The 13,705-nt window shown below is 60.2% G+C and carries 12 protein-coding genes; all 12 read right to left on the bottom strand.

Going from position 1 to position 13,705, the window contains the following annotated elements:
* Positions 1-3: 3 nt before the first annotated feature.
* Entirely contained in the window at positions 4-693 is a 690-nt protein-coding gene (locus tag HQ843_RS14525) for a response regulator transcription factor (protein ID WP_180902188.1), read from the bottom strand.
* A gap of 122 nt (positions 694-815) precedes the next feature.
* Entirely contained in the window at positions 816-2,348 is a 1,533-nt protein-coding gene (locus HQ843_RS14520; RefSeq protein ID WP_180897651.1) for a Do family serine endopeptidase, read from the bottom strand.
* Between the two features lie 106 nt (positions 2,349-2,454).
* Positions 2,455-2,913 carry a cytochrome c-type biogenesis protein gene (locus HQ843_RS14515; protein WP_180897652.1) on the bottom strand — a complete coding sequence of 153 codons (459 nt, stop codon included), beginning with the start codon at positions 2,911-2,913 and terminating at the stop codon, positions 2,455-2,457.
* Positions 2,910-4,904, bottom strand: a complete 1,995-nt coding sequence (locus HQ843_RS14510) for a heme lyase CcmF/NrfE family subunit (RefSeq protein WP_180897653.1) — start codon at positions 4,902-4,904, stop codon at positions 2,910-2,912. The genes HQ843_RS14515 and HQ843_RS14510 overlap by 4 nt, the downstream gene beginning before the upstream one ends.
* On the bottom strand, positions 4,901-5,350 hold the full coding sequence (gene ccmE, locus HQ843_RS14505) for a cytochrome c maturation protein CcmE (RefSeq protein ID WP_180897654.1): 450 nt from the start codon (positions 5,348-5,350) through the stop codon (positions 4,901-4,903). Before ccmE ends, HQ843_RS14510 begins: the two co-directional genes overlap by 4 nt.
* The gene (gene ccmI, locus HQ843_RS14500; protein ID WP_180897655.1) at positions 5,347-6,483 is read right to left on the bottom strand and encodes a c-type cytochrome biogenesis protein CcmI; all 1,137 of its coding nucleotides are present in this window, start codon (positions 6,481-6,483) and stop codon (positions 5,347-5,349) included. Before ccmI ends, ccmE begins: the two co-directional genes overlap by 4 nt.
* Positions 6,484-6,588: 105 nt before the next feature.
* Complete coding sequence (locus HQ843_RS14495) at positions 6,589-7,011, bottom strand: hypothetical protein (protein WP_180897656.1); 423 nt, start codon at positions 7,009-7,011, stop codon at positions 6,589-6,591.
* A 127-nt stretch (positions 7,012-7,138) separates the two neighbouring features.
* On the bottom strand, positions 7,139-8,518 hold the full coding sequence (locus tag HQ843_RS14490; protein ID WP_180897657.1) for a sensor histidine kinase: 1,380 nt from the start codon (positions 8,516-8,518) through the stop codon (positions 7,139-7,141).
* A complete protein-coding gene (locus tag HQ843_RS14485; RefSeq protein ID WP_180897658.1) occupies positions 8,515-9,177 on the bottom strand; it encodes a response regulator transcription factor in 663 nt (220 codons plus the stop codon). The genes HQ843_RS14490 and HQ843_RS14485 overlap by 4 nt, the downstream gene beginning before the upstream one ends.
* Positions 9,178-9,216: 39 nt before the next feature.
* Positions 9,217-9,486, bottom strand: coding sequence for a hypothetical protein (locus HQ843_RS14480; RefSeq protein ID WP_180897659.1), 270 nt, complete (start codon positions 9,484-9,486; stop codon positions 9,217-9,219).
* Between the two features lie 155 nt (positions 9,487-9,641).
* The gene (locus HQ843_RS14475) at positions 9,642-9,848 is read right to left on the bottom strand and encodes a hypothetical protein (protein ID WP_180897660.1); all 207 of its coding nucleotides are present in this window, start codon (positions 9,846-9,848) and stop codon (positions 9,642-9,644) included.
* 16 nt (positions 9,849-9,864) lie between these two features.
* The gene (locus tag HQ843_RS14470; RefSeq protein ID WP_180897661.1) at positions 9,865-13,704 is read right to left on the bottom strand and encodes a baseplate multidomain protein megatron; all 3,840 of its coding nucleotides are present in this window, start codon (positions 13,702-13,704) and stop codon (positions 9,865-9,867) included.
* Position 13,705 lies beyond the last annotated feature (1 nt).

The raw sequence follows: 13,705 nt of genomic DNA, 5'->3' as shown, positions 1-13,705 counted from the left end.
CCGCTATGCATCATGCTTGATCATATAGCCGGAGCCACGAATGGTCTTCAGCAGCGGTTTGTCGAAATCCTTCTCGATCTTGGCGCGCAGGCGCGAAACATGCACATCGATCACATTGGTCTGCGGATCGAAGTGATAGTCCCACACATTTTCCAGAAGCATGGTGCGGGTGACGACCTGCCCGGCATTCTTCATCAGATATTCCAGCAGGCGATATTCGCGCGGCTGAAGCGTGATCTCGCGTCCGGCACGCCGCACTTCATGTGAAAGCCGATCGAGTTCCAGATCGCCAACCTTGTAGAGCACATCGTGATCGGGCGCGCCCTTGCGCCGACCGAGCACTTCGACGCGCGCCAGAAGCTCGCTGAAGGCATAGGGCTTGGGAAGGTAGTCATCCCCCCCTGCCCTGAGACCGGTCACCCGGTCATCGACCTGACCGAGCGCGGAGAGTATAAGCACCGGCGTGTTGGTGCCGCGCGCCCTCAGCGCCGATATCACCGACAGGCCGTCGCGGCGCGGCAACATGCGGTCGACGACGAGAACGTCGTATTCATTTTCGCTCGCCATAAACAGACCGCTTTCGCCATCGCCGGCATGCTCACAAGCAATACCGGCCTCGCGAAAGGCCTTGGTCAGATAGGCGGCTGCCTCCAGATCGTCTTCGATGACAAGTACACGCATGCCGGGGACCATATCGCCATCGGCGTCTTTGTGACAAGCAGGGTCAACCGGCTCTTTGGAAAACATGTGACGTCTCCTGAAAACGGAAAAGGCGCATGCTTCCGCTATGCGCCTCCTCCGGTACTGAAAGGGGATCAGCCGGCGTCTTCAGCGTCGGTCTCCGTCGGCAGCGCGGTAAACATGCTGCCGTTTTCGGTCTCGACCTGGAACAGCGCCTGCTTGCGGCCCTGATCGGCCGCATCCTTGACCTGCTTCAGGATATCCGCCGCAGTGCTGACTTCCTTGTTGTTGACGCTCAGGATCTTCTGTCCCGCGGCCATGCCTTTGGTCGCAGCGTCGGAGTCTGGATCCACGGCCGTGACTGTCACGCCCTTACCATCGTCAGCGGGGCGAACCTCGATGCCAAGCTGCTTCATCAGCGAGCTTTCCATCGGTCCGCCGAGGCCGTCGGCGGCGGCAAGCTCATCGTCGCTCGGAAATTCGCCGAGCTTGACGTCGATCGTCTGGGACTTTCCGTCACGCCAAACCGACAGTTCGACGTTGTCGCCGGGCTCCATCATGCCGATCATGCGGGAGAGCGAACGGGCATCCTCAATGACGTCGCCATTCACGGCGGTGATGACGTCACCCTGTTTCAGACCGGCCTTGGCGCCGGGGCTGTCGCTGGTGGGTTCCGAGACGAGCGCCCCTTCGGGTTTGGCAAGCCCGATCGATTCGGCAATGTCATCGGTGACGGGCTGAATGCGCACACCAAGCCAGCCGCGTTCGACAGTACCGTCCTGAATGAGGTCGGCAACGACGTCCTGCGCCAGATGCGCGGGAATTGCGAATGCAATGCCGACATTGCCGCCGGACGGCGAGAAGATCGCGGTATTGACGCCGACGACTTCGCCACTGAGGTCAAATGTCGGACCGCCGGAGTTGCCGTGGTTCACTGCCGCATCGACCTGGATGTAATCGTCGTAGGGACCGGAGGCGATATCGCGGCCGAGCGCGGAAACGATGCCCGACGTAACCGTGCCGCCGAGGCCGAACGGATTGCCAACGGCAACGACCCAGTCGCCAACGCGCAGGTTCTGATCATCTGCGAACTTTACATAGGTGAATTCGCGATCGGCATCGACCTTGAGCACAGCGAGGTCGGTGCGGGGATCAGTTCCGATCAACTTTGCGTCGTATTCGGTCCCGTCATCCATACGCACCGAGAAAGCATCGCCTTCCCGCACAACGTGGTTATTCGTCACGAGATAACCGTCTTCAGAGACGAAGAATCCGGACCCTTGAGCAACCGGGCGTGGGCCGCCCTTGCGCGGCTGCGGCGGCGGGGAGGGCTCGTTCGGTGCGCCGAAATCGTGGAAGAAACGCTTGAGGGGGTGGTCATCAGGCAGATTGTCGAAACCGCGGCCGCCAAACCCGAAACTGCCATCCTGCTGGGCAACGGGCTGTACATTGCTTTCAACGACCACGGAAACAACCGCGGGAGAGACCGCTTCGACGACATCGGCAAATCCCGGAACCTCCGGAGCCTGAACATGGACGGGGTCCGCGAGCGCTTCCGTCACCGTCAGGGGAGCGCCGGCGGAAAACAGCACGGCGGCAACACCCGCAGCTGCCGAGGCTTTCAAGAGTGACCTGAACTTGTTTGGTCCGGTGGGCTGCTGGAACATAGCTCTACTTTTCCTCTAGTGTCGATGGTTGAATGATTTCATATCGAATAGAGGGGACTATAAAAGCTTGGACCTTACAAAACGCTGTCCGCGAGATGACGGATTGTTAATGGTCTTCCCCGTCTGACAGAATCGTCTCCAGCCGCGCCTCCTCGTCCCGGGAAAGCGGCCTGTCCGCTGCACGACGGCTGAGTGCAAGCCGCCACAAACCGATTGCGCCCAATACGATCAGGAGAGCCGGCGCGCCCCAGAGAAGCCAGGTCTGCGGCGAAAATCGGGGCTTCAGCAAAACAAACTCGCCATAGCGCGAAACGACATAGTCAACGACCTCGTCGTCACTATCGCCGGCTGTCAGCCTGTCGCGGACCAGAAGCCGCAGGTCGCGCGCGAGATCGGCGTTCGAATCGTCAATTGACTGATTCTGACAGACCATGCAGCGAAGCTCAGCGGATATGTCTCTTGCCCGCGCTTCAAGTGCCGGATCGCTCAGCATCTCGTCCGGCTCGACGGCGGCAACCGCCATCGGCATCAGCACGGCCACAAGCAACACCACAAGCCGCATCATTCGGCGGCCCTTACGGCTTGCGCAATCTGCGGACGTTTCCGGCTGAGTACCGGAGCGCCGATCCGCAAACGTCGATCCGAAAGCGACACGATTCCGCCGACGGTCATCAGCACACATCCAAGCCAGATACACAGAATGAAAGGCTTCCACCATACCCGCACGACCCAGGCCCCGTCCTCGCGCGGATCGCCAAGCGAAATATAAAGCTGGCTGAAACCAACGGTCATTATACCCGCCTCGGTGGTCGGCATATTGCTCGACGAATAGACCCGTTTTGCCGAATGAACCATTCCGGATTCGGTCCCGTTCGCGCTGATGGCGAAGCTGCCCCGTTCATCGGTGTAGTTGGGACCGCGTACAGTCTCGATTCCCTCGAAGGCGACGGAATAGCCGCTCAACTCGACCTCGGAACCGGGCGCCATCTCAAGCACGAGTTCCGTTTCGTAGAGCGAAACTGCGAGGATGCCCAATACGCTTACCCCCAGACCGAAATGCGCGAGGGCCGCACCGAAGGCCGATCGCGGCAAGCCCTTGAAGCGCGGCCATGACTTCGAAAACGGCAAACGGAAAAACCCCGAGCGGGTCCAGATATCCGCGACCGCTCCGAAAATAAGCCAGAAAGCAATCGCTATTCCGGGCATGGCCAGAACCGGGCCGCCATCATGGAAATACACGAAAGCCGCCCCGCAGATCAATGCCAGTACCGCAGCAGCCATAAGACGTTCCGAGGCGGCTTTGAGATCACCTCTTTTCCACGAGAGCATCGGGCCGAAGGGCACGGCAAGAAGCAGCGGGATCATCAATATCCCGAAGGTCAGATTGAAGAACGGAGGGCCGACCGAGATCTTGTCACCGGTCAGCGTTTCCAGAAAGAGCGGATAAAGCGTCCCGATCAGAACCGTACCGGCTGCCACTGTCAAGATCAGGTTGTTGAACACCAGCGCGCCTTCCCGCGACATCGGCGAAAACAGACCTCCGGACTTCAAAAGCGGCACCCGCAGGGCAAAAAGCGTGAGAGCGCCGCCAATGAAGATAACGAGTATGGCCAGAATGAAAACGCCTCGGGTCGGGTCTGTCGCAAATGCGTGAACTGATGTGAGGACGCCGGAGCGAACCAGAAACGTTCCCAGAAGGGAGAGCGAGAACGTCAGGATCGACAGCAACAGCGTCCATATCTTCAGGGCTTCCCGCTTCTCCATGACCAGAGCGGAATGGAGAAGTGCGGTGCCCGCCAACCACGGCATGAAGGACGCGTTTTCCACCGGATCCCAAAACCACCATCCGCCCCAGCCAAGTTCATAATAGGCCCAGTAGGAACCCATCGCGATACCGGCAGTCAGGAAAAGCCAGGCAAGCAGCGCCCACGGCCGCACCCAAAGAGCCCAGGCTGAATCGATCCGGCCGCTGACGAGTGCGGCGACCGCGAACGAGAAACAGACTGAAAAGCCGACATAGCCCAGATAGAGAAGCGGCGGATGAATGGCGAGGCCGATATCCTGCAGGATTGGATTGAGCTCCCTCCCTTCGGCGGGAACCGGGAAAACACGGCTGAAGGGATTGGAGGTGAAAAGAATGAAAAGAATGAAGGCAGTGGCAATAAGGGCCTGAATGGAAAGCACATTGGCCCTCAAATCCGCCGGCAGATTGCGACCGAAGGCCGCCACCAGGGCGCTGAAAAACGTCAGGATCAGCAGCCACAGCAACATGGAGCCCTCGTGATTGCCCCATACGCCTGAGAACTTGTAGATCAGCGGCATCAGGGAATGAGAGTTCTCCCAGACATTGCGCAGGGAAAAGTCGGAGACGAGATAGCTCCTGATCAGAATGGCAAACGACAATGCCACCAGCGCGAAAAGGCTCAACGTGCCGCTGCGCGCAACGCCCATCAAGGCCACGTTCCGGGTGCGCGCGCCGAGCAGGGGCAGCGTTGCAGTCACAATCGCAACCGCCAGAGCGAGGATCAGCGCATAAAGTCCGAGTTCAACGGTCACGGTTTCGCGCCCTCCTCGCCTTCCCATACCCCTTCCGCTTTCAGCCGGTCGGCGACTTCCTTGGGCATGTAGTTCTCGTCATGCTTGGCGAGAACGGTGTCGGCACGAAAAATGCCGTCCGGGCCCAGCCGCCCTTCCGTCACCACGCCCTGCCCTTCACGGAACAGGTCGGGCAGAATTCCTCCGTAGTGTACCTCGACCGAAGCACTGCCGTCGGTGACTGCAAACGCTACATCCGCCCCTTCCGCCCGATGGACCGAACCGTCTTCGACAAGGCCTCCCAGCCTTATCCGCGTATCGGGTCCAACCGGGTTTGTAGCAAAATCGGAGGGCATGAAAAAATACGAGACGCTGCGGCTCAACGCAAAAAGCACAAGCAGAACCGCGATCGCGATAAAAGCCACCCCGCCGCCGATGACGGCGAGCCTCTTCTGCTTGCGCGTCATGATTTTCCTCCAGAAAGCGCAAGTTCCGCGGCCAGCGCTTCGATCTGCATCCCGGCTGCGCTTTCCGCGCCGAAAAAAGCCAGCGCTGAGTTCAGAGCCGAGATCGCATCACCCTCGCGACCCAGCACCGCATAGGAGCGGATCAAACGCATCCAGCCATCAATATCGTCAGGCTCCCGTTCAAGCCGCTCCGCGAGCCCCGACACCATTCCCTCGACCATTTCAGTGCGTTGTTGCGGCGACAGCGAGGCCGCGGCTTCGATATCCTGCTGATCGGGTCCGGGTATCTGCTCTTCCTCCTGCCCCAACTGGTCGCGATTGAATGCGATATGCCGCGCCACCACATCGCGCCCGGCCGCGGTTTCCGGCATTCTCTCAAGCAGAGCGACGAACAGATCGAGCGCGTCCTCGTAGTCTCCTGCCTGCTCGGAGGCCAATGCGATATAATACCCTGCTCTTATATTGCCCGGTGACACATCGTCGAGCTGCCTGAACACCTCGACTGCCTCATCGTCCACGACACCCGAGCCAAGCGCCACAAGCGTCTCGCCCAAACCCAGAAGCCGCTCCGGACTGGGACCGGAAATCCGTATTGCATTACTGTAGGCTTCATGGGCGCGCTGGAATTTGTTCTCGCGCAAATATACCGGCGCGATCACATCCCATCCCCTGCCATCACCGGGATTTTGCGCAAGGTGCCTCTCGACCTGCGCGACAAGCACGGCAAGCTCCGGATTTTCAGCATTCAAGCGGGCAGCCAAGGGATAATCCTTCGCGCCGGGAGCGCCGAGAAGGGGATAGACAAGCCCCGCCCCGGCCAAGGCAGCAAACACGACTGATGCCGCAATCAATCGATGGCGCAGTGCAATAGACCGGCCAACCACGGATCGGTCCGCAGACTTTGCTTCCGCGGCGATCAACCTGCGCCCGATTTCCGCTCGGGCCGAAGCATAAGCCTCGTCATCGATACGGCCGTTTTGCTTTTCCCGCTCGAGTTCCTGCAGTTGCTCACGGTAAATTAAGTTCGACCCGGCGGCGGCGGCAACGACGGTTGCATCCCGCCCAAACAGTGGAGCGGCAACCGCAAAAGCCACGGCAAGCGTCAGAAAAATGGCGACGAGTGCGAACATCATGCCATCTTCGTACGCCACCACTGTAAAAATTCCAACAGTTCAAAACTCCAACCAGTGAGCCTGCCTCAAAACGTCGCAGACCGATGCTGCTGCGTGGCGAGCAGTTCAGTCGAGCAGGCTCCAGGAGCCATCGGCTTCGCGACAGGCGGCGCCACGACCGACAAACTCGGCGCCATTGGCAAAAATGCGTTGGGTATATTGCCGGCAGTTCTGATCGCCGACCTGGTAGGGGCTTGCAGCCGAAACGTTGCCACGTGCCTGCTCTCCCTGCCAGTTCACTGCTTCACCAGCCGGTGCGGCGGTCAGTGCGTACTGCTCTGCCTGAAGTGCTTTGGTCTGATCGAAAGAAGACAGTGAAATTCCGGCCCGCTGAATCAGCCCGCCGTTCAGTGCAGGTGGCTGCGCCACCGGTTGGGACGAGGAGCGCTGAGGAATAATGGGCGAGCCGTCTCCGCCTGTTGCGGAACAGCCTGAGATCATTAGGACGACAGCAATCAGTTGCCAATTCCGTATCACGAGAGTTCCCATCGTATTGAATCACGTCATCAAAGAAAGCCTCAGGTCGCCAAAATGGTTCCCAAACCACATGACGATATGGCAAACTTGCAGCTAAGGGCAGAATGTGGCCAGATTTCGCACTTGGCCTCGCGATCGACTATTTCCTGTGCTTGGCCGGGAGAATAACGCGCGCGTGCAGCCCCGCCTGCTCAAGTCCGGTCAGTTCGAAACGCCCGCCATAGGCCTGCACAATATCGTCAACGATCGATAGACCCAGGCCCGAACCGGACCTGCTTTCATCCAGCCTATGGCCACGCTTCATCGCTCTTTGAATTTCATCAGGTGTCAGGCCGGGTCCGTCATCCTGCACGATGATCTCTGCCCATTCTCCGGGCGCTGCGGCATCTACCTGCCGTTGGGCGCTGACCCGCACCTCGCTATCGGCAAACCGTGCGGCGTTTTCCAGGAGATTGCCGACAACCTCCTCAAGATCATGCTGTTCGGTCGCCAGAAGAAGACCCGTCTCGCAAGAGAGAACGAACGACTTCTCCGGGTTCAGGCGGCGCATCACCCGCACAAGCCTCTCAAGCACCGGCTCTGCCTCACAGCGGGTCAGAACCGATTCCGTCTGAGCTGCAATGCGGGCCCTGTTCAGATAGGCCTGCACCTGGGCCTGCATCATCACCACCTGGGAAGCGACGAGTTTTCCTTCCTTCTCTTCCATACCCTGCGCCTCGTTCAGAAGTACCGCAATCGGCGTCTTCAACGAGTGCGCAAGATTTCCAACCTGCACCCGCGCCCGCTCCACAATGGCCCTGTTGTTGGAAAGCAACGCGTTGATCTCATCGGCGAGCGGTTGAATTTCCACCGGAAACCGCCCGCGCATCTCTCCCTCACCCTGGTCGGCAATCTGGCGCAATGCGACACGCGCGCGATCGAGGGGGCGAAGAGCCCACAAGATGACAAGACCATTCAGGAGGATGCTTGCGATGCCGAAAAGCGCGAGCGCGAGATAAAGCCGTCGTGAAAACCAGCGCACATCATTGTCAACGGCATCGCGATTGCCGGACACCCGAATCCGGGTTGCACGATCATTCTCGTCCATCACAACCACGGTTTCGATCACTGCCAGTTCATTGCGGTTGTCGTCCCGCACGATATAGGTCCGGCGATAATTGCCGTCATACGGCACCTCGCTTTCCGGGGTGACCGGCAGGTCTTGCTCTCCGAGGGAGGGCGATTGCAGCGACTGTTTCGATTTATCATAAAGAGGATCAACGACCCAGTACCATCCGGTCTGAGGCTGCTGATAATTCAGGTTGCCAAGTTGTGGAGATCCCTTGAGATCGCCTTTATCGTCAATCGATACCGAATTGATCACGTTGAACATTTCGGCTTGCAGAAGCTGACGGAAACCGCGCTCAGCGGCATTGCGATAAAGCGCTGAAATCACGATCGCGATCACCAGAAGCGCTATGGCAGACCATCCGGTCGTCAGCGCCAGCGAACGCAAGGTGAGGGAATTCGCAAACCTCATCCCGGCGCCTGCATGCGGTAACCGAGGCCGCGAACCGTCTCGATCCAGTCAGCCCCGATTTTTTTTCGCAGTCGACCGACAAAAACCTCGATCGTATTGGAATCCCGATCGAAATCCTGATCGTAAAGATGTTCGGTCAATTCTGTCCGCGAGACCACCTCACCCTGGTGATGCATCAGGTAGGACAGCAACCGGTATTCGTGCGAGGTCAGCCGCAATATCACTCCGTCAACCGTGGCCTTAGAGGCCTTGACGTCAAGTTCGATCGGACCGCAGGTGATGGTTGCCGTCGCATGGCCGGCGGCACGGCGGATCAGTGCCCTGATCCGAGCCATCACCTCTTCGATGTGAAACGGCTTGGTGACATAGTCATCGGCGCCGGCATCGATCCCGGCAACCTTGTCGCTCCATCGATCACGCGCGGTCAATATCAGAACCGGCATGGTGCGCCCGGCCTGCCGCCATTTGTCAAGCACGGTCACGCCATCCATCTGGGGCAGTCCGATATCGAGTATGACCGCATCATAAGGTTCGGTATCACCCAGAAAATGACCTTCCTCGCCATCATAGGCGCAGTCAACGACATAGTCCGCGTCCCGCAACATCTGGGCGAGCTGGCGATTCAGGTTCTCATCATCTTCTATCAGCAGAATTCGCATGTCAGTCATCCGCTCTTACAGGCAACAGCCCGACAAACATCAGCTAGCCGGTACGCGGCGGGTAATCTTGCGGGGAGGGTTGCCGTCGCTTGCCGGTACGATAACCGTTACCATACACATATTCGGATCGTCCGGCGCAGGCAGAGCGGAAAGCAGATCGCCGCCCGTGCTGGATTGGACCTGGCGCGCCGCAGCAGCGCAGCTGGCCGCGTCGGCCGCTTCACCGTTCGCACCCAGCAACAGGCCGGTCAATACCAGAATATATATGGGTTTCAACGACATCGAAACGCCTTCTTCGCAATCCTGCATTCCATCTGAAACTCCTCATAAAGATATGTGGCTGAACTGCAAATGAATAGCCCCGTCAGAACACTTGCAATCTGAATTTTAGCAAAGTTGCAGATGAACGCGTCAGCCGGAACCTCAGGCCCCGGCCAACCATGCGTGATCAGGAAAGATTCGTCCTAGCGGGTCAACGACGACTTCGCAGAAATCCGGCCGAACAGCGCGAGTAACCCGCCTGTAGCGCCCGCGATCGTGGTAATCGAAGCCGCAAGTTCACCCTGCGTGCCTTCATCGACATAGATTCCGCCGAGTTGTAGCAGCGGCGCGGCGACCGCCAGAAGCGCCCCCCACACGGTCTTGGAGAGATACCATTTCTTCACATCCATAATATTATCCTTTCTGTCAGGAGGGAACATGGATTTCTGCTGTGAGCGGGATACCGAGGGGCACCTTGCGACCAAGTTGGCAGAGCCTGATTGTCACCGAGCCCGCCAATGACCCGAAGTCGTCCTCCTGATCGCTGGCCGAATACACAAATTCCGGCACGCCCACCTCGGAGCGTCGCACCAATGTCGCGCCGTCATACAATTCAAACCGGTAGCGCTCGACATCCTCGTCCAGCGATATCTCGGCCGCCGCCCAGTCATCCTGGTCGATCCGCGAACGTCTGATCCAGTTGAAAAGGATGTCCCCGGAGGCCAGCCGGCGCGACCGCAGATGAACCGGCGCCAGCGGCGTCTCGGCGCGCAGACCGCCCGCGAAAGCGTAGGGCGCTTTCGGGTCCTGTTGCCCGTAGGCAGCCTCGATCATGTAATTTCGTGCAAGGCCGACATCGCGTGCGCTCAAACCAACCGGGATCACGGCATCGCTCAGGACAACCGCATCGCTACCAGCCGAAGCTCCCGCCATCATGGCATCTTCAGTCCCGTTAAGCCCCCGCAGCAGGCCGTTGAGCCGCCAGCGTCCTGCCGAAATCTCTGTGGCATTGAGAAATCCGATGATCTCGAAAACACCGTTTTCGGCGCGGACCACTATCCGGTTGCTCCCGCTCAAGACTGAATATCTGGAAGCCGAGGAAAGACCGCCGAAGTCGAGGTCGATGACCAGATCGGAAGAGAAATCAAAACGACCGCTGGCTCCAGGCGTCAGCGCCTCGGCAAGACGCGCAGTGCCCGCCGGCCGTTCCACCACGGCATTCGCGGCATATCCTTCATTCGTGGCAGACGAGGAAACGAAGATGCGACGCCATGGCCTGGCAAACACGGCGATACGGGCGAAGTTTTCCGCTGATCCGCCCCCGTCGCGGGCAAGGTCCAGAAAGACAACCCGCGGCGCAAATCCGCTGGACGCGTCCTCCTGAACCCGTCCCCGATCCACCGGCCGCAGCGCCGCACCCACAAGCGGCGCAAACGAACGCGCCTCAACCTGCAAGGTCTCGCCAAGCTCGAGGCGCGTGACCATGAACCGCCCCGCCGGCCCGTCATCGATGCGCACGACATCGCCCACTTCAAGGCCCCGCGCCTGCGGCGACAGATCAATCGAGAGCGTGCGCACCGAAACCCGGCTCTCCCGCAGCATGTCTCCCGCCAGTGCCAGCGCCGTCGTTTCCGGCAGAACCGTCGGCAACGCATAGCGCAACACCCGATCATTGGCCGCCACAACGCGGCTGGAACGAACGTTGGCCTGTTCGTAATCGGTGAAAGGGTCGAAATAGGAAACCACCGCCTCGCCGGCGAGATCGCTCTCATGGCTGCGTGTTTCCCTGAAACGCCCGGCCTCGTCACGTTCCGCCGTCACGTCGATTGTCGCGGGCGGCAGGCTCGCCCTCAATCGGGAGCGGAACTGCAGCACGCCGTCGCGTTCGATCGTATCGGCCGAATACAGCGAAAGCAGCGGCTCGAGCAAATTGCGGGCACTGTCGATATCGGCCTGCTGATAACCCGTGAGGTCGCCGTTCAGAAGCCGCACATCGCAATCGTAGAAGCCGTGATCCGCCAAAAGAGCGCGCACCGTATCGGCAAGCGTCGTTGCCCCCAGCCGACCGTTCAGCCAGTGACCGGTGGTCCAGTTGCCGCCGTCGCTCCACAGATCGGCATTCTGCGGGAAGGCGGGATAGGGCCTGATGTCCCAGCACCAAAGAAAAATGTGCCCGTAGTCGACGGGCGTCTCCGTCGTCTCGAACCGGGAAAGCTGCGTTTCCAGAAACCGGCGTTGCTCGGCATCTGACCGTTGCCCGCTTGAAAAATACGGAAACGCCGATTCGGCCGATTTCGGATCGGCAAACACATTCGGCTGACCGGCGCCCTTGTCGACGGCGGCGCAACCGAGTTCGGAAAACCACACCGGTTTCGACATCGGTATCCAGGCTGTCGACGTCGCCAATTCCACGCCGCCGACACGATTATAGTGCGGGTTCGTCCACCAGTTCTGGATATCCTTGTAGCGATAGACCCAGGGCTTGCCTGCCAAGCCGTCGGTGATCGGCGTGCGAATGCGCGCCGCCCGATCGGCATCGCTTGCATAATACCAGTCATATCCCTCGCCGGCGGCAATCTGCCCCCGGAAGCCGTCTGTATCATTCGCGACCTTGAAGCCATCCGGGTTTACCGCGGCCAGATCGCTGTCGCGCCAGTCCGAGATCGGCATGTAATTGTCGATACTGATCGCCGCGATATTATGGTTCGCCCAGAGCGGGTCGAGGTTGAAATAGACATCGCCGCTGCCATCGGCGGGATGGTAGCCGAAATACTCGCTCCAGTCGGCGGCATAGGTCACCCTCGCCCCAAGCCCCAGGACGGCTCGCACATCGGCCGCCAGCGTGATCAGGCCTTCGACGAACGGAAAGGCATCGCCTGTGTCCCGCACAGATGTCAGCCCCTTCATTTCAGAGCCGATAATGAACCCGTCCACCCCGCCCGCCGCATCCGCAAGGTGTGCGTAATGCAGAATGAACCGGCGATACCCTTTGTCATCGCCCGCAAAACTCACCCCGCCGCCGAAAATGCTGAACTGATGGTTTTCCGCCGTGCCCAGAAACGCCTCCACCTGGCTTCGAGCCGAGGCGCTGCGGTCGGTGGTGCCCGGTTGACCCGGGGCGGGATGACAGCTTATCCGTCCCCGCCAGGGGTAGCGCGGTTGCTCGACGCCGCCATGCGGGTCAGGCAGGCCGTTACCTGCCGGCACATCCATCATCAGGAACGGATAGAGGTAAACCTCGAGGCCCCGCGCCTTCAGATCGGCGATCGCAGCGATCAGCCCGGCGTCGTTGGGCGTGCCCCCATAAGCCGGACCGCCATCATGGCTGGAAACGATATGAGCCTCGCCCCGCGCAATGCCCGATACCCGCCACGGCGCACTCTCTTCCTTCCTGAACGGCGTTTCCACGCCCGGCTCGATCCGGCATTCTCCCGCGCGCAGATCCGATCCGAACCATGCCACCACCAGCGCCACCCGCTCCAGGTTGGGACACAATGCCGTCAACTCGTCGATCGAAGCTTCCCAGTCGGTCGCCCGCGTCAACGTGTTGCGGTTCATGATCCGCTGCTGGCCGCTGCCGAGCGCCTCGGTCACGGGAAACGGACAAAGCCCGTGCTCGGTCGCGCCCGGGATAATCGCGAGCGCCCGGATCTGGCTTTCCAGCGAACCTGTCGGCTTCAGCACCTCGAACTGGATCACCGGTATCCGGTTTCCGAACGCGTCCAGCGGCAGACGCTCGAACACGACATAGCAAAGGCCCCGATAGGCGGGCGCATTGCCCGCGCCCTGCTTGGCTTCGATCAGCGGATCGGGCAACTGGCTTTCGGACCCCGGGAAAAACCGCATCTCGATATTCTCGAGATCGAGTTCGCGCCCGTCCGCCCAGACGCGCCGGATTGCCGCCACCGGCCCTTCGCAAATCCCGTAGGCGAAATTTCCGAAATAGGCAAAGCTCTCCACCGTGGAGCCTGCGGCCTTGCCGCCGGTGCGCTCCTCGGTCACTTCCTCTTCGAACCGCGTTGCCCAGATCAGCGCGCCGCCGATCCGCGACGTGCCATAAACCCGGGGAATGGCCCCTCCCTCCTCCGCGCCGCCAATCCGCGCGCTTGAAAGATGGCTGCCCTGGACCTTCTGCCCTCCGGAAAAGATCATGCCGTCAAGGGCATTGCCGGCCAGAGCGCCGATCGCCCGGCCGGCGACCGCGCCGAATGGGCCGAGCAGCCCGCCAAACACGGCGCCGGCCGCCTGAAACACGATAGTTGCCATG

The sequence above is a fragment of the Martelella sp. NC20 genome (genome assembly GCF_013459645.1).
Classification (GTDB): domain Bacteria; phylum Pseudomonadota; class Alphaproteobacteria; order Rhizobiales; family Rhizobiaceae; genus Martelella.
Note: the sequence above shows the minus strand (reverse complement) of the source record. Positions and strands in the feature narration are given on the sequence as shown.